This window comes from Geodermatophilus sp. Leaf369 (assembly GCF_001424455.1).
GTDB lineage: Bacteria > Actinomycetota > Actinomycetes > Mycobacteriales > Geodermatophilaceae > Klenkia.
In genome coordinates this window covers 1,160,527-1,180,285 of the sequence record NZ_LMQA01000001.1, presented here as the reverse complement: position 1 = coordinate 1,180,285, position 19,759 = coordinate 1,160,527, and the positions used below count along the sequence as shown (strand labels likewise).

General features: G+C 74.2%; 19 protein-coding genes and 1 riboswitch. Of the genes, 16 read left to right on the top strand and 3 right to left on the bottom strand.

The annotated features are described in order from the left end of the window. Positions 1 to 148: 148 nt before the first annotated feature. The 5 genes from ASG36_RS05845 (at position 149) to ASG36_RS05825 (ending at position 3,082) form a co-directional block, all read left to right on the top strand. A complete protein-coding gene (locus ASG36_RS05845; protein WP_055760602.1) occupies positions 149 to 910 on the top strand; it encodes a DeoR/GlpR family DNA-binding transcription regulator in 762 nt (253 codons plus the stop codon). 85 nt (positions 911 to 995) lie between these two features. After that, positions 996 to 1,304, top strand: coding sequence for a PTS lactose transporter subunit IIB (locus tag ASG36_RS05840; RefSeq protein ID WP_055760599.1), 309 nt, complete (start codon positions 996 to 998; stop codon positions 1,302 to 1,304). Beyond that, entirely contained in the window at positions 1,297 to 1,749 is a 453-nt protein-coding gene (locus tag ASG36_RS05835) for a PTS sugar transporter subunit IIA (RefSeq protein ID WP_055760595.1), read from the top strand. The genes ASG36_RS05840 and ASG36_RS05835 overlap by 8 nt, the downstream gene beginning before the upstream one ends. Positions 1,750 to 1,817: 68 nt before the next feature. Then, positions 1,818 to 2,471, top strand: a complete 654-nt coding sequence (locus ASG36_RS05830) for a hypothetical protein (RefSeq protein WP_055760592.1) — start codon at positions 1,818 to 1,820, stop codon at positions 2,469 to 2,471. Beyond that, positions 2,468 to 3,082: a hypothetical protein gene (locus ASG36_RS05825; protein ID WP_055760589.1), complete on the top strand. Its 615-nt coding sequence runs from the start codon at positions 2,468 to 2,470 to the stop codon at positions 3,080 to 3,082. Before ASG36_RS05830 ends, ASG36_RS05825 begins: the two co-directional genes overlap by 4 nt. On the opposite strand, the gene ASG36_RS05820 is transcribed toward ASG36_RS05825, so the two are convergent. Further along, positions 3,079 to 4,716, bottom strand: a complete 1,638-nt coding sequence (locus ASG36_RS05820; RefSeq protein WP_055760586.1) for a Na+/H+ antiporter — start codon at positions 4,714 to 4,716, stop codon at positions 3,079 to 3,081. The two genes, ASG36_RS05825 and ASG36_RS05820, sit on opposite strands and share 4 nt — an antisense overlap. 130 nt (positions 4,717 to 4,846) lie before the next feature. On the opposite strand from ASG36_RS05820, the gene ASG36_RS05815 reads away from it, so the two are divergent. The 7 genes from ASG36_RS05815 (at position 4,847) to ASG36_RS05785 (ending at position 12,858) form a co-directional block, all read left to right on the top strand. Then, entirely contained in the window at positions 4,847 to 5,857 is a 1,011-nt protein-coding gene (locus ASG36_RS05815) for an SDR family oxidoreductase (RefSeq protein WP_055760583.1), read from the top strand. Further along, positions 5,854 to 6,240: a hypothetical protein gene (locus ASG36_RS05810; RefSeq protein ID WP_055760581.1), complete on the top strand. Its 387-nt coding sequence runs from the start codon at positions 5,854 to 5,856 to the stop codon at positions 6,238 to 6,240. The genes ASG36_RS05815 and ASG36_RS05810 overlap by 4 nt, the downstream gene beginning before the upstream one ends. A 20-nt stretch (positions 6,241 to 6,260) precedes the next feature. Then, a complete protein-coding gene (gene rarD / locus ASG36_RS05805) occupies positions 6,261 to 7,175 on the top strand; it encodes an EamA family transporter RarD (protein WP_055760578.1) in 915 nt (304 codons plus the stop codon). A gap of 180 nt (positions 7,176 to 7,355) precedes the next feature. Further along, positions 7,356 to 7,685, top strand: a complete 330-nt coding sequence (locus ASG36_RS05800; RefSeq protein WP_055760575.1) for a DUF3263 domain-containing protein — start codon at positions 7,356 to 7,358, stop codon at positions 7,683 to 7,685. Between the two features lie 411 nt (positions 7,686 to 8,096). Next, positions 8,097 to 9,020 (top strand): LytR C-terminal domain-containing protein, encoded by a 924-nt coding sequence (locus tag ASG36_RS21785; RefSeq protein WP_157498578.1) that lies wholly within the window; start codon positions 8,097 to 8,099, stop codon positions 9,018 to 9,020. A 101-nt stretch (positions 9,021 to 9,121) separates the two neighbouring features. Further along, positions 9,122 to 11,983 carry an alpha/beta fold hydrolase gene (locus ASG36_RS05790; RefSeq protein WP_055762557.1) on the top strand — a complete coding sequence of 954 codons (2,862 nt, stop codon included), beginning with the start codon at positions 9,122 to 9,124 and terminating at the stop codon, positions 11,981 to 11,983. Beyond that, complete coding sequence (locus tag ASG36_RS05785) at positions 11,980 to 12,858, top strand: ABC transporter permease (protein WP_055760569.1); 879 nt, start codon at positions 11,980 to 11,982, stop codon at positions 12,856 to 12,858. The genes ASG36_RS05790 and ASG36_RS05785 overlap by 4 nt, the downstream gene beginning before the upstream one ends. Before the next feature lie 9 nt (positions 12,859 to 12,867). On the opposite strand, the gene ASG36_RS05780 is transcribed toward ASG36_RS05785, so the two are convergent. Then, entirely contained in the window at positions 12,868 to 13,689 is an 822-nt protein-coding gene (locus ASG36_RS05780) for a Cof-type HAD-IIB family hydrolase (RefSeq protein WP_055760566.1), read from the bottom strand. Positions 13,690 to 13,736: 47 nt separating this feature from the next. Then, positions 13,737 to 13,864: riboswitch (SAM riboswitch) on the top strand. A gap of 18 nt (positions 13,865 to 13,882) precedes the next feature. Here ASG36_RS05780 and thrC point away from each other — a divergent pair. The 4 genes from thrC to ASG36_RS05760 all read left to right on the top strand — a co-directional run bounded on the left by thrC (position 13,883) and on the right by ASG36_RS05760 (position 18,668). Beyond that, the gene (gene thrC, locus ASG36_RS05775; protein WP_055762554.1) at positions 13,883 to 15,178 is read left to right on the top strand and encodes a threonine synthase; all 1,296 of its coding nucleotides are present in this window, start codon (positions 13,883 to 13,885) and stop codon (positions 15,176 to 15,178) included. A gap of 32 nt (positions 15,179 to 15,210) precedes the next feature. After that, positions 15,211 to 15,633, top strand: coding sequence for a hypothetical protein (locus tag ASG36_RS05770; protein WP_055760562.1), 423 nt, complete (start codon positions 15,211 to 15,213; stop codon positions 15,631 to 15,633). A 193-nt stretch (positions 15,634 to 15,826) separates the two neighbouring features. Beyond that, positions 15,827 to 17,455, top strand: coding sequence for a chaperonin GroEL (gene groL, locus ASG36_RS05765; RefSeq protein WP_055760559.1), 1,629 nt, complete (start codon positions 15,827 to 15,829; stop codon positions 17,453 to 17,455). A 202-nt stretch (positions 17,456 to 17,657) separates the two neighbouring features. Next, positions 17,658 to 18,668, top strand: a complete 1,011-nt coding sequence (locus ASG36_RS05760; RefSeq protein ID WP_055760556.1) for an iron-siderophore ABC transporter substrate-binding protein — start codon at positions 17,658 to 17,660, stop codon at positions 18,666 to 18,668. Positions 18,669 to 18,749: 81 nt separating this feature from the next. Here the strand turns inward: ASG36_RS05760 and ASG36_RS05755 are convergent, their stop codons facing one another. Beyond that, positions 18,750 to 19,736, bottom strand: a complete 987-nt coding sequence (locus tag ASG36_RS05755) for a Gfo/Idh/MocA family protein (protein ID WP_055760553.1) — start codon at positions 19,734 to 19,736, stop codon at positions 18,750 to 18,752. Between the last annotated feature and the right edge of the window lie 23 nt (positions 19,737 to 19,759).

Genomic DNA, 19,759 nt, shown 5'->3' with positions numbered 1-19,759 from the left:
ACCCACTCCGTCGCGCACGACCGACCTGTGCCCCGGGGTCCCCGGCGGCCACCTCACGAGGGCGATGACCGTTTCGCTCCGGTCACGCTTGACCTCGCCCGCTTGGGACACGTAGACAGGTCCCCCACAGCAGAGTGAGGGGCGTCACGTGTACGCGGAGGAACGGCAGGAGCACATCCTGCGGGCGGCCCGGTCGGTCGGACGGGTCGAGGTGGCCGAGCTGGCCGCAGAACTGGACGTGGCACCGGAGACCATCCGCAAGGACCTGACGGCGCTGGAGCGGGTCGGCGTCCTCCGGCGGGTGCACGGTGGCGCGATCCCGGTCGAGCGTCTCGGCTTCGAACCCGCGGTGGCCGCCCGCGACGTCGTCCTGACCGCGGAGAAGGAGCGGATCGCCAAGGCCGCGATCGCCGAGCTCCCCGACGAGGGCGCCGTCCTCATCGACGCGGGCACCACCACGGCGCGGCTGGCCGACCACATGCCGACCGACCGCGAGCTCACCGTCGTCACCAACTCGCTGCAACTGGCCGGGAAGCTGGCGGCCTTCCCGGCCCTGAACGTGCTGCTGCTCGGTGGGCGGGTCCGGTCCCGCACGCTGGCCAGCGTGGACGCGTGGGCGCTGTCGGCCCTGGCCGGCGTCTACGTCGACCTCGCCCTGCTGGCCACCAACGGCGTCTCGGTCGAGCGCGGCCTCACCACCCCCGATCCCGCCGAGGCCGCGATCAAGACCGCAATGATCGGGGCGTCCCGCCGGGTGGTGCTGCTCGCCGACCACAGCAAGGTCGGGCACGACCACTTCGCCCACTTCGGCGACCTGGACGCCGTCGACCTGCTCATCACCGACACCGGTCTGGACGAGCGCACCGCTGCCGAGCTCGCCGATGCCGGCCCCCGGGTGCACAGGGTCTGACTCCCGGGCGGCCACCGACCCGTCGGCGGTGGCAGGCTCGCCCTCACCGTCCCGCACCGCCCCCTACCGCAGGAGCGCGAACACCATGGCGAGCATCGAAGGCAAGGACGTCCGCAAGCTGGTCATCGCGTGCGACGCGGGGATGGGCAGCAGCGTGCTGCTGGCCAACCAGCTGAAGAAGCGCCTCAAGAGCGACGACGTCACGGTCGTGCACAGCCCGGTCGACGCGATCCCCACCGACGCCGACGTCGTGCTCACCCACGCCAAGCTCGTGGACCGTGCCCGTCGCTACGCCGGCGACAAGCCGGTCGTCCCCTTCACCCTGTTCGTGGGCGACCCCGCCGTGGACGGTCTGGTCGAGGCCATCCAGGGCGGGTCGACCATCGATGGCTGACGGTCTGGTCGCCGGCCTCCTGGACCCGAGCCGGATCGTGCTCGACGGGGTGGCGGCCGACAAGACCGAGGCCGTCCGGCAGGCCGGTGAGCTCCTGGTCGCCGCCGGCGCGGTCACCGCCGACTACGTCGCCTCCATGCTCGAGCGGGAGGAGTCGATCTCGACGTACATGGGCGAGGGGGTGGCCATCCCGCACGGCACGAACGCCGGCCGGGAGTCGGTGCTCGGCGACGCGCTCACCGTCACCCGCTACCCGGCCGGGGTCGACTGGGGCAACGGGCGGGCCGAGGTGGTCATCGGCATCGCCGCCGTCGGCGACGGGCACCTGCCGGTGCTGGCCGCGCTGGCCCAGGTGCTGGTCGACCCGGAGAAGGCCGCCGAGCTGCGCGCGGTCACCTCGGTCGAGCAGGTGCTGGCCCTGCTCACCGCCGACGTCGAGGACTGAGCAGCCCCGGGCCGTCGCCTCGCGCGCCACGGCCCGACCGCCCCGCCGGCGGGTGCCAGGATGCCCGCGTGCAGCCCCCACACCAGCCCCCGTACCCGCAGCAGCCGCCCGCCGGCCTGGTCGCCCCGCTGGGTCCGCCGCACCGGGTGGACCCCACGCTGCGCACCGTCGTGCTGGCCGCCCTGGGCGTCTTGGTGCTCGTGTTCTCGGTGTTCGGCGGGTACGAGACGGCCCTGCACGACAGCGACCGGCTGGGCACCATCGGCTGGTTCCTGCCGACCATCGCGGTGTTCGTGGCGATGATCGTCCTCTGGCAGGACAGCGCCTTCTCCCTGCGCAGCGACGGCCGGGTGCTCGAGGGCACCGGGCTGCTCGGCAGGCACGGCATCGACCTGGCCCGGCTGACCTCGGTCACCTCCGCGGCCGCCCGCGGGTCGGTCTCGCTGACCCTCAGGGACGACGTCGCCGCGATGACCGTGGACTCCAAGGCGCTGGTCAAGGCCGGACCGGCGGTGCTCGACGCCGTCGGGCGGGCGGTGTGGACCGGTCAGGAGCAGCGGCGCTTCGTCGTCCCGGTGGGTGCGGCCGGCGTGTGGGGGATGCCGACCCTGCCCGGAGCACCCGCGCACGGGACGAGCGGGGTGACCGGGCGCGCCCTGCTCGCGGTGGCGCTGCTGGTCGTCGGCGTCGCCGTGGGCGTGGTGCTCGGCAGGGCGGCGTGACGGGCCTGGCGCCCCCGCTGGGGGAGCCGCGCCGGATCGACCCGCGCCGGCGCACCGTCGTGGTGTGGGTGCTGAGCGTCGTCATGGTCGTGTCGGGAGCCGTCGGGGGCTTCCGGGCCACCCGCGCCGACGGTGACCCCGCCGTCCCCGCCCCGTGGTTCCTGCTCGCGCTCGTCACGTTCACCGCGCTGTTCCTGGTCTGGCCCGAGATCAGCTTCCGGGTGCGCAGCGACGGACGGGTGCTGGAGGGCCGCGGGCTGCTGGGCCGCAACGGCATCGACCTGACCCGGCTGACGTACGTGGGGTCCGCGGCCACCGGTCGGTCGGTGTTCCTCGCCCTGAGCGACGACGTCGGCACGCTCAAGATCGACTCGCGGCTGCTCCGCCAGGCCGGCCGCCCGGTCGTCGACGTCGTCGGACGGGCGGTCTGGCAGGGCCAGCAGGAGGGGCGGTACGTGGTCCCGCGGAGCGCGGCGCAGCTGTGGGGCATGCCGGCACGGCTCGACGCCCCTGGGGGCAGCACGACCGGGACGACGGGGAAGCAGCTGGTGGTCGTCGCGGTGGTCGCGGCCGCGATCGGCGGGGGTGTGCTCCTGGGTCAGCTCGTCTAGAGCCGACCCACCCAGGAGCTCGCCGACGCGGCCTCCTCGTAGTCCAGCTCCTGGAGCACCGCGCGCATGACCTCGTCGTCCAGGTGGCCCTCGTCCCGCTCCTCCATGAGCACCCGGCGCTGCACCTCGATGATCTCCTGGCGCACCCGGTGGAAGACCTGGGCGCGCTTCCGGTTGCGGTCGGCGTCCTCCTGCTCCTCCGCACGCACCGAGGCGGCCATCGACTGCGCCCGGCCCTTCAGCGGCCCCCGGATCCGGTCGGCGACCGCCTTCGCCCGTTCCGGGCCCACCCGCGCGGCGATGTCCCGCTCGAGCTCGGCGACCCGCTCCAGGGCGGCGGCGGTGGCCCGCTCCACCAGGTGCACCTCGGCCTCGGCGTCGCGCTGGGCCTGGCCGGCGTCGTGCACGTCGAGCCGGCGGATCAGCCACGGGAGGCTCAGCCCCTGGAGCAGCAGGGTGCCGATGGCCGCGGTGAACGCCAGCAGCTGGAGCACGTCACGGTCGGGGAAGTCCGCCGGCACCGCAGCGGCGGCGGCGAGGGTGACCACCCCGCGCATCCCGGTCCAGGAGATGACCGCCTGCTGCTGCCAGGTGGGCCGGTGCGAGCGGGACCTGCGCGCCGACCACGGGCGGGGTGCCCGGCGCAGCGCCTCCACGGCGAACACGAACAGCGGCCGGACGACGATCACGGTGAGCAGCACGGCGGCCGCGGCGCCGACCAGCGCGACGTTCGACCGTTGGGACTCCACCACCGACTCGGCGACGTAGCGCAGCTGCAGCCCGATGAGCGCGAAGACCACCGCCTGCAGCAGCAGGTCCAGCGAGGACCACAGCGGGCGCTCCTGGAGCCGGCTGGCGTACCCGGCCTCGGGCGAGCGGTGGCCCAGGTAGAGCCCGGCCGCGACCACGGCCAGCACCCCCGAGCCCTCCAGCTCCTCGGCGAGCAGGTAGGCCGCGAAGGGGACGACGAGACCCATCACCGAGGTGACCACCGGGTCGTCCAGCCGCACCCGGACCACGTGCACCACGACGCCGATCGCCAGCCCCAGGAGCACGCCGACGCCCACGGCCAGCCCGAAGGTGCCCGCCGCGACGCCCCAGTCGAGCCCGAGCACCCCGCCGCCGACGCCGAACACCGCGGCCAGAGCCACCTTGTAGAAGGTGAGGGAGGCCGCGTCGTTGATCAGGCTCTCGCCCGACAGCACGGTCATCACCGGGCGGGGCAGGCCCAGCTGGCGGCCGATCGCGGCGGCGGACACCGCGTCCGGTGGGGCCACCACGGCACCGAGCACCAGGGCGGCGGGCAGGGGGAGACCGGGCACCACCCAGTGGGCGACCAGGGCCACCACCACCGCGGTGACGACGACGAGCACCACCCCCAGCTGCACGATCGGCCGCAGCAGGGCGCGGAAGTCGGCGTAGGAGACCTCGACGGCCGCGGAGTAGAGCAGCGGGGGGAGGACGACGGCCAGCAGCAGGTCGCCGTCGATGGCGAACTCGGGCACGCCGGGCACGAAGCTGACGACGAACCCGACCAGCACCAGCAGCAGCGGCGTCTGCCAGCCGAACCGGCGGGCCACCGCCGCGACCGTCACCGCCCCGACCGCGAGGGCCAGCAGGGCAGGACCCTCCACGTGTCCGTCCTCTCCCGCGCCAGCTGCGCCACCGGGGTTTACCCGGGGCCCTCGCGGGTGCATCCCCAGGGGACTGCTCGTCCCCGCCTCGTCTGGAGTCCACCATGCGCATCCCCCTGCGAGCCGCCCCGTGAGCCCGAAGGTGGTCGTCGTCACCGGTGCGAGCGGCGGGGTGGGGCGGGCCACCGCCGTGGAGTTCGCCCGCCGGGGCGACCGGGTGGCGCTCCTGGCCCGCGGGGAGGTCGGGCTGGCCGCGGCGGCCGAGGAGGTCCGGGCCGCCGGGGGCACCGCGCTGGTGGTGCCCGTCGACGTCGCGGACGCCGCCGCCGTCGAGGCCGCCGCGGACCGCGTGGAGGCCGAGCTGGGGGAGATCGACGTCTGGGTCAACGTGGCCTTCACCGCGGTCTTCGCGCCCTTCCACGAGCTGACCGCCGAGGAGTACGCCCGGGTCACCGAGGTCAGCTACCTCGGCTTCGTGCACGGCACGATGGCCGCGCTGCGCCGGATGCGACCGCGCGACCGGGGTGTGGTCGTGCAGACCGGGTCGGCACTGGGCCGCCGCGGCATCCCGCTGCAGAGCGCCTACTGCGGGGCCAAGCACGCGGTGAAGGGGTTCACCGAGTCGGTGCTCACCGAGCTCAGGGCCGAGGGCAGCAACGTGCACGTCACCCGGGTGGACCTCCCCGGGGTGAACACCCCGCAGTTCAGCTGGGTGCTGAACAAGATGCCGAAGCGTCCGCAGCCGGTCGCGCCGATCTACTCCCCGGAGCTGATGGGCCGGGTCATGGTGCACGCCAGCGAGCACCCCCGCCGCCGGGCCTGGTGGATCGGGACGCCGACGGTCTACACGGTGCTGGGCGCCGAGGTGTGGCCGCAGTTCATGGACTGGTACCTGGCCCGCGGCGGCATCGAGGGCCAGCTGACCGACGTCGACGCGAGCCCGGACGACCCGGTGAACCTGTTCGAGCCGGCCGACGGCGAGGGCGGCCGGGACTTCGGCGCCGAGGGACGGTTCTCCGACCAGCAGTGGGGCTGGGACGCCCAGATCTGGGCCAGCCGGTACCACGGCACGGTCGCCGCGGTCGCCGGCGCCGGGCTGCTCGCCGGGGCCGGCGCGCTGGTCCGCCGGAGCCGGTCGTGAGCACCCGGGCCACCCGGGTGGTCGCCGTCGTCGCCGCCCTCGAGGGCCTGGCGCTGCTGGCCCGGCCCGTGCAGGCGACCGCCGCACTCGGGCTGGGGGAGACGCCCCCGCCGACGTGGGTGGTGCGGGTGCTCGGGGCCCGGCGGCTGGTCCAGCACGTCGCGCTGGCCGCGGCACCGGGCCGGGGAGCCGCCCGGCTCACCGTGGTCACCGAGCTGGCCCACGCGGCGAGCATGCTCCCCGCGGCGCTGGTGTGGCCCCGGCACCGGCGGGCCGCGCTGACCAGTGCCGCGGGTGCCACCGCCGCCGCGCTCGCGGTCGGCGTCGCGCAGGCCGGGGAGGACGCCGCGACCGGGGAGCTCTGGGCAGACCCCACCCGCTGAGCCCGGCGTACGGTCCGGCCGTGGCTGAGCGGCGGACCGGGGTCCTGATGGGCCTGGCGGCCTACGCGGTGTGGGGGCTGTTCCCGCTCTACTTCCCGCTGCTGGAGCCCGCCGGTGGCGTGGAGATCGTCGCCCACCGCATCGTGTGGTCGCTGCTGTTCATCGCCGTCCTGCTCACCGTGCTGCGCCGTTGGTCGCACGTGCGCGCTGCGGTGCGCGACAGGCGCACCATGCTCGTGCTGGCCGTGGCCGCCGTGCTCATCGCGGCCAACTGGCTGACGTTCGTCTACGGGGTCAACTCCGGGCACGTGGTGGAGACCTCGCTGGGCTACTTCGTCAACCCGCTGGTCAGCGTGCTCCTGGGCGTCGTGGTCTTCCACGAGCGGCTGCGCCGGCTGCAGTGGGTCGCGGTGGGCATCGCGGCGCTGGCGGTCGTGGTGCTCACCGTCGACTACGGCCGGCCGCCGTGGATCGCGCTGACCCTGGCGCTGACGTTCGGCCTCTACGGACTGATGAAGAAGCTCGTCCGGGTCGAGGCCGCCCCGGGGTTGTTCCTGGAGACCCTGGTGGTCGTCGTCCCCGCGCTGGTCGTGCTCGGGGTGCTGCAGGGCAACGGGCAGGGCACGTTCGGCAGCGCCGGGACCGGGCACGTCCTGCTGCTGGTCAGCTCGGGTGTCGCCACGGCGATCCCGCTGCTGCTGTTCGCGGCCTCCACCCGTCGGGTGCCGCTGTCGACCATCGGGCTGCTGCAGTACCTGACCCCGCTCATGCAGCTGGCCATCGGCGTCTTCGTCTACGACGAGCCGATGCCCGCCGCCCGGTTGGCCGGTTTCGTGGTCGTGTGGGTGGCGCTGGCGGTGTTCACCGTGGACAGCCTGCGCGCTGCGCGCACCGCCCGGCGGGCCGTTCCGGAGCCCGTCCCGGCCGGGCTCTGACGCAACCGGTCGGTCGCTGCGGGTGACGCCACTGGGGCGCCGTGGCCGCGCGGGTCGGGTGGGGCGGACGCGCACCGACGGCGTCCCGGCAGCCCGTGCGCGAGGGGGTTAGCGTCGGGACGCACGCCCGCTGCGCGACCCGCGCGGGCCCCGATCGACGACCCGGAGGACCACCCCCGCATGAGCAGCGACGCCGCCACCGCACCCCAGGACCCGCAGGACGCCGCGGGCCCCGACGGGACGCCCGGTGACGTGTCGGGACTGCCCCGCCGGGAGCGTGACGTGCTGGCCTTCGAGCGGCAGTGGTGGCGCTACGCCGGGGCCAAGGAGGCCGCCATCCGCGAGCAGTTCGGGCTCTCGGCGACGCGGTACTACCAGGTGCTCAACGCCGTGATCGACCGTCCGGAGGCGCTGGCCGCCGACCCGCTGCTGGTGCGCCGGCTGCGTCGGATGCGGGCCACCCGGCAGCGCCAGCGCTCGGCCCGCACCCTGGGCATCGACCTCACCTGACCACTAGGGTCGGTCACCGTGGGGAGGCATGGGGGACCGGGCGGTGACGAGGGCCCGTCGGACGGCGAGCGCCCGGCAGGGGGCCGGCGCCGCGCGCCGGAGCCCACGGCCACCCCGCCCGACGCACCCCGCCCGGACGACGACGAGCTGACGACCCTGGGCCGGCGCACCCGGGCCGAGCGGCGCCGCGAGGGTTCGCTCCCGCCGGGGGAGGACCCCATGTCCGGCAGGCCGGTCCGCAGCATCCGGCCGACCCCGCCGCCGCCGGGCCCGCCGGCCCGACCGGTCGAGTCCGCGCGCACACCTCCGCCGGGTCGTGCCGACGGCGAGGTCGCCCCGCGCGACGGTGCACCCCCGCCGGTTTCCGGCCCCCGGACCACGTCGGACCCGCTGACCACCACCCGGCCACCGGTGCCACGCACGCCTGCGCTGCGGGCCCCCTCCACGACGAACCTGCCGGTCCCCGCGGGTCCGCCGCCGGCCCCGCCGCACGAGGCCCCGCCGGCCGGGGCCACGACGTCGGCAGCGGGCGCGACGACCGAGGCCCCTCGCGACCGGGTGCCCGAGGTCCCGGCGACGCCCGCCCCCTCGCCGTCCTCCGCCCCGGTGCCTCCTCCGCCCGGGACTCCGCGTCTGGAGGCGACCCCGTCGGCGACGACGCAGACGCCCGGTGACCGACGGCCCGGGACACCGGGTCCGGCCACCGGCCCGCAGGGCGGTCGTGCCGCGTTCCGGGCCGAGCGCCAGGCCGCGGACGCCGCGCGGCGCAAGGACGACCGTCGCCGGGGGACGCCCCCGGAGCCCACGCCCCTCGAGGAGCCCCGGCGCGGATCCCGCTCCCTGGTGATCGGCCTGGTCGCGGTCGTGGTCGTCGCGCTGGTGCTGCTGAGCGTCTGGTCCTTCCAGCGCACCGACACCGACGAGGCGGCCCGGTCGCAGCCGGTGGCCCCCACCACCGCCGCCACGACCCAGGCGCCGGCCCCGACGACCACGGCGGCGCCCGGCGGGACCCCGGCCGCCCCCGCACCCACCGGGCCGGTCTTCGCCCCGGTGTCGGTGCTCAACAGCGCAGGCATCTCCGGGCTGGCCGCCGACATCGGCGACCAGCTGGTGGCCGGTGGCTGGGAGATCCGCACCCTGGGCACCTACGGCTCCGACGACGTCGCCACCACGACGGTCTTCTACACCGAGGGCGACACCACCCAGCAGCAGGCCGCGGAGAGCCTCGTGGCCCAGTTCCCCGAGGTCAGCGGCCCGGCCGTCCGGTTCTTCGAGATCCCGGACCTGCCCGACCCGGGCATCGTGGTCATCGCCGACGGCAGCTGGCGGCCCTGACCCGCGAGGGTCCCCCGCACAGCTCCGGCACAGCCTCGTCGCCGGCGGAACACAGTCCCGTCGTCGTCCGTTCAGGTCCCGTGCGTCCCACCCGCGGGCTCGTGCGTCCCAGCCCGCGCCCCGGCGCCCGTGCGACGCTCCGTGCCCTCCCCGCCGTCCTGGTCACCGCGCTCCTCGGCGCGCTGGTGCTCGCCGTCCCCACCGCGACCCCGGCGCGCGCCGTTGAGGACGTCGCCACCGAGGACGCCACCGTCGCCTCGGGCAGCGGGGCCGACGCCGTCGAGCTGGACACCACCGTCTACGTGCCGGCCTCGGCCACGGCCGACACCCCGGCCGCCGCCGTCGTCCTCGCGCACGGGTTCGGCGGCAGCAAGGACTCCACCGCCGACGACGCCCGCGACCTCGCCGGCCGCGGCTACGTCGTGCTCACCTACTCCGCCCGCGGGTTCGGGGAGAGCACCGGGCAGATCGGCCTGGACGACCCGCGGTACGAGGTCGCGGACCTCTCCACGCTGATCGACCGGCTGGCCGAGCGGGACGACGTGCTCCTCGACGGCGAGGGCGACCCCCGGGTGGGGGTCTCGGGGGCCAGCTACGGCGGGGCGCTCTCGCTGCTGGGCGCCGCCTACGACGAGCGGGTCGACGCGATCGCCCCGCAGATCACCTGGAACTCCCTGACCAGCGCTCTCTTCCCGTCCCAGGCCGGCACCGTGGACGCCGACACCGTCGCGGCCACCCCCACCACCGGGGACACCGGGGTGTTCAAGCGGCTGTGGGCCGGGCTGTTCTTCGCGACCGGCTCGGTGCCCACCGGGGACGGGCTGCTCGCCTCGATCACCGGTGGGGGCTCGACCGGCGCCGGAGCCGGGGGCCTGCCCGACGTCGACCCCTCGACCCTGGACTCCGCGGCCGTCGAGCAGGCCCTGACCTGCGGCCGGTTCCGGCCCGAGGTGTGCGCGGCCTACCAGTCCGCGGCCTCCACGGGCACGCTCACCCCGGAGATCGCCGAGGTCCTCGACCGCTCCAGCCCCGCCGCCGTGCTCGACCGGATCACCGCGCCGACCCTGCTGGTCCAGGGCACCCAGGACTCGCTGTTCGGCCTGGGCCAGGCCGACGCCAACGCCGCCGGGATCGCCGCGAACGGCACGCCGGTCAAGGTGGTCTGGTACGAGGGCGGCCACGACTCCTCGGCCGACGAGGGCACCACCGCCGACCTGCGCGACCTGGTCGCCGGCTGGTTCGACGACCACCTGCGCGGGGAGGGCGACGCCGGCACCGGCTTCACCTACCCGGTGCCCACCGGCGTCGGTGCGGCCACCGGCAGCGTGCAGGGCGGCGGCCAGACCGAGCAGGCCGCGGCCTACCCCGGCACCGGCGACGCGGCCCCGGCGCAGCGGGCCGACGTGGCGCTGTCCGGGACCACCTTCCCGGTCGTCACCCCGCCCGGGGGCAACCCGGCCGCGATCACCACCGTGCCCGGCCTGGGTGCGGTCACCGCGGCCCTCGGCGGGACGACGGTGGAGATCCCCGGACAGTTCGCCGCCTTCGACTCCGAGCCGCTGACCACCGCCACCGACGTGGTCGGCGCCTCCACGGTGACGCTCGCGGTCTCCTCGCCGACCGGCACCGCGACGCTGTTCGCCAAGCTCTACGACGTCTCACCCGACGGCGGCCAGTTCCTGCCCTCGGGCCTGGTCGCACCGATCTCGCTGACCGGCATCTCCACCGACCCGACCGCCCCCACCGAGGTCGAGGTCGCCCTGCCCGGCATCGTGCACCGGTTCGAGACCGGCCACACCATGCGGGTGCTCGTCTCCTCCACCGACCAGGCGTTCGCCGCGCCGGCCGAGGCCGGGGTGTACTCCGTCGCCCTCGCCGGGGACGGCGCGCTGGCCGCGCCCACCGTCGACGGCACCGTGCAGGGCGAGTCCGGCGCCACCCGGTGGTGGGTGCTGCTGGCCGTCCTGGTCGGTCTCGGGGTGCTCGGTGTCGTCGTCGCCAAGCTCTGGGGCGCCCGTCGCCGGAAGCAGCTGTCGGTCGTGGAGCCCGACGGCGAGGACGTGCCGCTGCGCTTCGAGGGCGTCACCAAGTCCTACAAGGACGGGTTCACCGCCGTCCGCGACCTGTCCTTCGAGGTCCGCCGCGGCCAGGTGCTCGGCCTGCTGGGGCCCAACGGGGCGGGCAAGACCACCTCGTTGCGGATGCTGATGGGGCTGATCCAGCCCTCGGAGGGCACCATCTCCGTCTTCGGGCACCCGGCGTCCCCCGGCGCCCCGGTGCTCTCCCGGCTCGGCTCCTTCGTCGAGGGCACCGGCCTGCAGCCGCACCTGTCCGGCCGGGACAACCTGGAGCTCTACTGGGCCGCCACCGGCCGGCCCGCCGAGGACGCGCACCTGGAGGAGGCGATCGAGATCGCCGGCCTCGGGACGGCGCTGGACAAGCGGGTGCGCTCCTACTCCCAGGGCATGCGCCAGCGGGTGGCCATCGCCCAGGCCATGCTCGGCCTGCCCGACCTGCTGGTGCTCGACGAGCCGACCAACGGGCTGGACCCGCCGCAGATCCACGCCATGCGCGAGGTGCTGCAGGACTACGCGAAGACCGGTCGCACGGTCATCGTGAGCAGCCACCTGCTGGCCGAGATCGAGCAGACCTGCTCCCACGTCGTCGTGATGGCCAAGGGCCAGAAGGTCGCCGAGGGCACGGTCGAGGAGATCATCGGCACCGGTGGTGCCGTGCTGGTCGTGCTCGCCGACGACGCCGACACCGACCGGGCGGTCACCGTCCTGGAGTCCCTGGACGGTGCCTCGGTCGAGCGGGCCGACGAGGGGCTGGTCGTCGACCTCGGCGGAACCAGCCGGGCGGCCGCCGTCGCCGCCCTGGTCGGAGCCGGCATCGGCGTCGACCAGGTCACCCCGCGTCGTCGCCTCGAGGACGCGTTCCTGTCGCTGGTGGGGGAGTCATGAGCAGCACGACCGGGTCCACCGTCCAGTCCACCGGCGCCGTCGCCGGGTACCGCCCCGAACGCACCCTGCGGCTCTCGGTGGAGCTGCGCCGGCAGTTCAAGCGGCGGCGCACCATCGGGGTCTTCGCCCTGATGGTCGCCCTGCCGCTGGTGCTCATCGCCGCCCTGCAGCTCGGTGCCAGCGAGGACGCGCAGGCCAACAGCCGGCTCAACCTGGTCGACGTCGCCACGTCGTCCGGGCTGAACTTCACGCTCTTCGTGCTGTTCGCGACCACGTCGTTCTTCCTGGTCGTGGTGTACGCGCTGTTCTTCGGCGACACCGTGGCCAGCGAGGCCCAGTGGGGCTCGCTGCGGTACGCCCTGGCGACGCCGGTGCCCCGGATGCGGCTGCTCCGGCAGAAGTGGCTGGCCGCCCTGGTGCTCTCGGTGTCCGCGCTGCTGACCGTCACGGTGGTCGCCGTCGTCGCCGGCGGGATCGCGTTCGGGTTCTCCGACATCCAGACCCCGATCGGGATCAGCATCGGGCAGGCCGACGGGCTGCTGCGGCTGGCCGGGATGGTCGGCTACCTCGCCGTCCACCTGCTCGTCGTCGGCACCCTGGCGTTCTGGCTGTCCACGGTCACCGACGCGCCCCTGGCCGCCGTCGGTGGCTCGGTGTTCACCATGTTCGTCTTCGCGATCCTCGACCAGGTCGAGCAGCTCGGCGCCGTCCGCGACTACTTCCCGACCGCCGAGGAGTTCGCCTGGACCGACCTGCTGCAGACCCCGATCGACAGCGGCGACCTCTACCGCGGCGTCGTCCAGTCGCTGCTCTACGCCGCCGTCTTCACCGCCCTGGCCTTCCGGCACTTCTCCCGGCGCGACGTCACCTCGTAGCCGCGCGCGTCAGAGGGAGGCGCGGACGGCCTGGGCCCAGCCCTCGCCCATCGGGGCGTCGGTCACGGTGACGTTCGCGAGGGCGGCGGTGGCCTCGGTCATGCCCGGGACGGCGGCGCCGTTGGCGGTGATCCACAGGCGGCCGACCGCGGGTGCCATCTCCAGGTCGCTGACGGAGTCCCCGACGGCGACGGCGTCGACCGGGTCGATGCCGCGGCGCGCGAGGTCCCAGGTGATGGCGGCGCCCTTGTCGATCCCCCGCGGCATCAGGTGGTAGACGTGCGGGTCGCCCTCGTGGTCGGCCAGCGTCATCCGCGAGGTGCGCGGCACCCTCCCGTTGTCCTTGACGGTCAGCCACCCCCAGCCCCGCTCGGCCAACCAGCCGTCGACGGCGACGGTGTCCACCCAGCCGCGCAGCAGCGCGTCGGCGGCGTGCGTCGCGTGCCAGGGCGCGTGCCACTCCAGCCGGCCGGGGTGCTCGGCGACCAGGGCGTCGACCACGCCGAGGCCGGCCAGGACGTCCATCGGCGTCCGGCCCTCGTGCTCGTCGGGCAGTGCGCCGGTGAGCAGGTGCGTCTCCCGGCCGCCGTCCCAGCTGACCAGCGAGCCGAGCTCGGCGACGTGCCCGTCGACGGCGAAGACCCGGCCGGCCTCCAGCAGCTGCGCGTGGGTGCGCCCGGAGACCAGCACCAGCGGGATGCCGGACCGGTGCAGGTCCAGCAGGGCGCCGGCGGGGGAGTCGGTGAGCTCGCGTCCGGCGGTGTGGAAGAAGGAGCCGCGCGGTCCCACCATCGTGCCGTCGAGGTCGGTGTAGACGATCGCAGCGGCCATGCAGGTCATCCTGCCGGAGCCCCGGTTCCGGTACGGTGGCGCCGTTCCACTCATCCAGAGGGGCAGAGGGACACGGCCCGCTGAAGCCCCGGCAACCACCGTGCGCACTCGTGCGCGCAGCAGGTGCCCCTTCCGTCCTGCGCGGCTCGACGGCCCGACGCGGGGAAGATGAGGAGGTAGTCGTCGTATGACCATGACCGCTCCTGTTGCTGGAGTCGCTGCCCAGCGCTCCACCCAGCCCATCCCGACCAACCCCGCCCGCGGCCTGGTGTGCCGCAACTGCGGGGCCACGTTCGGCCTGATCGCCGAGCACGCCTGCGCCGAGTGCTTCGGCCCGCTCGAGGTCGACTACGACCCCGAGCTCATGCGCGCGGTGACCCGCGAGCAGATCGAGGCCGGCCCGCAGAACATCTGGCGCTACTCCGCGCTGCTGCCCACCGGTCAGGACCCCGAGTCCCGGGTCAGCCTCGACCCCGGCATGACCCCGCTCGTGCGCGCCCAGCGCCTCGGTGACGAGCTGGGCTTCACCGCCCCGCTGTGGGTCAAGGACGACTCGGCCAACCCGACGCACTCCTTCAAGGACCGCGTCGTCAGCCTGGCCGCCACCGCGGCCAGGGGCTTCGGCTACGCGAAGATCGCCTGCGCCTCCACCGGCAACCTGGCCAACTCCGTCGCCGCGCACGCCGCCCGCACCGGGCTGCCCTCCTTCGTGTTCGTGCCCAGCGACCTCGAGCCGGGCAAGATCGTCCAGTCCGCGGTCTACGGCCAGACGCTGGTCGCCGTCGACGGCTCCTACGACGACGTCAACCGGCTCACCAGCGAGCTCGCCGAGACCGACGAGTTCGAGGACTGCGCGTTCGTCAACCAGAACGTGCGGCCCTACTACGCCGAGGGCTCCAAGACCGTCGGGTACGAGATCGCCGAGCAGCTCGGCTGGCGCATCCCGGCCCAGGTGGTCATCCCGATGGCCTCGGGGTCGCTGCTCACCAAGGTGGACAAGGCCTGGCGCGAGCTGGTCGCCGCCGGCATCGTCGCCGACACCGAGTGGACCGTCTACGGCGCCCAGTCGGCCGGCTGCGACCCGATCGCCACCGCCTTCGAGAACGGCTGGGACGTCGTCAAGCCGGTCAAGCCCACCGGGATCGCCAAGTCGCTGAACATCGGCAACCCCGCCGACGGCCCCTACGCCCTGGACGCCATCCGGCGCACCGGCGGCTCGGTCGGCCGGGTCGGGGACGCCGAGATCGTCCAGGGCATCCGCGACCTGGCCCGCACCACCGGCGTGTTCGCCGAGACCGCGGGCGGGGTGACCACGGCGGTGCTGCGCCAGCTCGTCGAGCGCGGGGTGCTCGACCCGGCGAAGGAGACCGTGGTGCTCAACACCGGCGAGGGCCTGAAGACCCTGGACCCGCTCGCCCCGGTCGTCGGGCCCACCCACCGGGTGGACCCCTCGCTGAAGTCGGTCCGGGCGGCCGGGCTCATCAGCTGACCCCCGTGGACGGCCCCGGCACGCCTCCCCGGGTGCCGGGCCGATCCTGGGCTCCGGCCCTGCTCGCCGGGCACGGGGCGCTGGCCGTCGTCCTGCTCCTGGTCACCCTGGTGACCGCGCTGGTCGGCGGCCGGCTGGACGCCACCCCGGGGCCCGACGACGTCGTCCGTGCCGCGGTCCTGGTGCTCGCGCTGGCCGTGGTCGTCGGCACCGCGCTGCGGGTCGGACGGCGACGCCCCGGTGTCGAGGCGCGCTGGTCCGCCGTCGTCGCGCTGTGGGTGGTGGTGCCCTGGGCGTGGGCCGGGCTGTGGGTCGGCGGGTCGTCCCCGGCCGCGCTCTCGGTCGGCGTCCCGCTGCTGGGCTTCTTCTGGTGGCCGTTCATCCTGGTCGCGGGGCTGCTCGGGGCCGTCGTCGCCACCGTGCTGGCAGCCGTCGCCGCCCGCCGGGCGGACTGAGCCCGGACCCCCACTCCTTGCACTCGCAGGGGTCGAGTGCCAGACTCGGGCTGGCACTCGGAGCACCTGAGTGCCAACCAGGTCGGACCGGTGAGGCACCGGCACGTGAGCCGCAGGAGGCGCACGGTGCAGGTGTCGTCCGTCGCGGGCACCGCCCGACCAGCAGCGAGCCACGCATGGAGGACACCACCACATGGCCAAGATGATCGCCTTCGACGAAGAGGCCCGCCGCGGCCTCGAGCGGGGCATGAACACCCTCGCCGACGCCGTCAAGGTCACCCTCGGCCCCAAGGGCCGCAACGTCGTGCTGGAGAAGAAGTGGGGCGCCCCCACGATCACCAACGACGGTGTGAGCATCGCCAAGGAGATCGAGCTCGAGGACCCGTACGAGAAGATCGGGGCCGAGCTCGTCAAGGAGGTCGCCAAGAAGACCGACGACGTCGCGGGTGACGGCACCACCACCGCCACCGTGCTCGCCCAGGCCCTCGTCCGCGAGGGGCTGCGCAACGTCGCCGCCGGCGCCAACCCGATGGCCCTCAAGAAGGGCATCGAGAAGGCCGTCGCCTCGGTCTCGGAGTACCTCCTCTCGACCGCCAAGGACGTGGAGACCAAGGAGCAGATCGCTGCCACCGCCTCCATCTCCGCCGCTGACCCGGCCATCGGCGAGCTCATCGCCGAGGCGATGGACAAGGTCGGCAAGGAAGGCGTCATCACCGTCGAGGAGAGCAACACCTTCGGTCTCGAGCTCGAGCTCACCGAGGGCATGCGCTTCGACAAGGGCTACACCTCGCCCTACTTCGTGACCGACACCGAGCGCATGGAGGCCGTCCTCGACGACCCGTACGTGCTCGTCGTCAACAGCAAGATCAGCTCGGTCAAGGACCTGCTGCCGCTGCTGGAGAAGGTCATGCAGTCCGGCAAGGCCCTCATGATCATCTCCGAGGACGTCGAGGGCGAGGCCCTCGCGACCCTGGTGGTCAACAAGATCCGTGGCACCTTCAAGTCCGTCGCCGTCAAGGCCCCGGGCTTCGGTGACCGCCGCAAGGCCATGCTCGGCGACATCGCCATCCTCACCGGTGGCCAGGTCGTGTCCGAGGAGGTCGGCCTCAAGCTGGAGAACGCCGGTCTCGACCTGCTCGGCCGCGCACGCAAGGTCGTCGTCACCAAGGACGAGACCACCATCGTCGAGGGCGCCGGCGACACCGACCAGATCGCCGGTCGGGTCAACCAGATCCGCGCCGAGATCGAGAAGTCGGACTCCGACTACGACCGCGAGAAGCTCCAGGAGCGTCTGGCCAAGCTCGCCGGTGGCGTCGCCGTCATCAAGGCCGGTGCCGCGACCGAGGTCGAGCTCAAGGAGCGCAAGCACCGCATCGAGGACGCGGTGCGCAACGCCAAGGCCGCCGTTGAGGAGGGCATCGTCGCCGGAGGTGGCGTCGCGCTCGCGCAGGCCACCACCATCGCGTTCGAGAAGCTCGACCTCGAGGGTGACGAGGCCACCGGGGCGAACATCGTCCGCGTGGCGCTCGAGGCCCCGCTGAAGCAGATCGCCATCAACGCCGGCCTCGAGGGTGGCGTCGTGGCGGAGAAGGTCCGCAACAGCGACATCGGCTGGGGCCTCAACGCCGCCACCGGTGAGTACGTCGACCTGGTCGCCGCCGGCATCATCGACCCGGCCAAGGTCACCCGCTCCGCCCTGCAGAACGCCGCCTCCATCGCGGCTCTGTTCCTCACCACCGAGGCCGTCATCGCCGACAAGCCGGAGAAGTCCGCGCCGGCGATGCCGGGTGGCGACGGCGGCATGGGCGGCATGGACTTCTAAGAAGGACCGCGTCGCCCCCCAGGACACGCTCCGCGCGCCCCGGGACCCTGCGACGCAGCCGTTCCAGAACGTCTCGTTCGTCCCTGACGGGGCGGTCCTCCTCGGAGGGCCGCCCCGTTCGGCGTTCCGGGACGGTCGTGATCTCGCCGAGACAAGGGCAGGCTAACCTCACCGGGCCGCACTCGTCCGATCTTGGAGAACCATGACCCGCCGCCCCCTGGCCGCCCTCGCGGCCGCCGCGACCGCCCTCACCCTCGCCGCCTGCGGCAGCGGTGACGACAGCGCCGACACCGCCGAGGCCACCGGCGGCGCGTCCTCCGACAGCGCCTTCCCGGTCACCATCGAGAACAAGTTCGGCACGACCGAGATCCCCGCCGAGCCCGAGCGCATCATCACCATCGGCTTCAACGACCAGGACTTCGTGCTCGCCCTCGGCGGCACCCTGGTCGGCGAGCGCGAGCTGATCGGCGACTACGACGCCACGCAGCGCCCGTGGGCGCAGGACCTGCTGCCCGACGACGCCGTCCCCACCGTCGGCAGTGACGAGCTCAACCTGGAGGAGATCGCGGCGCTGCAGCCCGACCTCATCGTGGGCGTCTACTCCTTCATCGACCAGAGCGTGTACGACCAGCTGTCCGAGATCGCCCCGACGCTGGCCCAGACCGACGAGTACGCCGACGGGGCCACCCCGTGGCAGGAGCAGACCCTGCTCACCGGCCGCGCCCTGGGCGTCGAGGACGAGGCGCAGGAGCTGGTCGACGAGGTCGAGGGCCGGTTCGAGCAGGCCGTCACCGACAACCCGGACTTCGCCGGTCAGGACATCGCCGTGGACCTGACCGGTCTCGGCGGGTCGGGCCACTACCTGCTGGGCCAGGACGACCTCCGCACCCAGTTCTTCTCCGACCTCGGCTTCACCGTGCCCGAGGCGAGCACCGAGCTGAGCGCCGAGCGGCTGGACCTCCTCGACGCCGACGTCCTGGTGATGAACGGCTACGACCAGGCCGCGCTGGACGCCGACACCCTGGTCGCGCCCCTGGGAGCCGTCACCGAGGACCGCACCGTGCTCATCGGCCAGTACTCCAGCCCGGTCTCCGCCGCGCTGGGCTTCGGCAGCCCGCTGTCGCTGCCCTACCTGCTCGACCAGCTGGTCGACCCGCTGGCCGCCGCGGCCGACGGCGACCCGGCCACGACGGTGGAGCAGCCCACCTCCTGACCTCCCGCACCCCCGGCAGGGGAAGCCCTGCACCCACCATCGCACCTCCGGAGTGGGTGCAGGGCTTCCCCTGCCGGGGGGTCAGCGGGCTTCGGTGAACGCCACGCCGAGCTGGCCGGCGGCCTCCTCCAGCACCCGCATGACCGCGACCGTGTCGGCCAGCGGCATGACGGCGGACTCGGTGCGCCCGGCCAGCACGCCCTCGTGCACCTCGGCGACCTCGTGGCTGTACCCGGTGCCGGTGGCCGGCAGGGTGGTGGTCTCGGCGTCCGCGCCGGCCCGGTGCAGCACGATCGTGGCCGGGTGGTGGAAGCGGGGGAGGACGTCGATCCAGCCCTCGGTGCCGAACACCCGGGCCTGGCCGGGCAGGGCGTTGCGCAGCGAGGTGGTCAGCGTCGCGCTGCGGCCGTCCTCCCAGCCCAGCAGCAGGGCGGCCTCGGCGTCCACCCCGGTCGGGAACGTCGAGCCCGTCGCGCGCACCGTGTCCGGCGTGCCCAGCAGCATCTGGGCGAACGACACCACGTAGACGCCCAGGTCGAGCAGGGCCCCGCCGCCGAGGTCCTGGGCGAAGAGCCGGTCGGCGGGGTCGAACTCCCGGGCCACGCCCAGGTCGGCCTGCACCGAACGGACCTCCCCGATCGCGCCCTCGGCGATCAGCTCCCGCAGCCGGACGACGGCGGGCTGGAAGCGGGTCCACATCGCCTCCATGACGAAGACCCCTGCGGCCCGGGCCGCGTCGACGACCTCGACGGTGCCGGCCACGGTGGCGGTGAACGACTTCTCCACCAGCAGCGCCTTGCCCGCGGCGATGGCCTGCAGGGCGACCGCGTGGTGCTGGGGGTGCGGGGTGGCCAGGTAGAGCACGTCGACGTCGGGGTCGGCGACCAGCTCGGCGTAGGAGCCGTACGCGGTGGCGATGCCATGCCGGCCGGCGAAGTCCCGGGCCCGGTCGATGGACCGGGAGGCCACGGCGGTCACCGTCGCGCCGTCCACGTGCGGGAAGTCCCGGACGACGTTCTCCGCGATCCGGCCCGGTCCGACGATGCCCCAGCGGGTCCCTGTGCTCACGCCTGCGACGGTAGCGGGGGAGA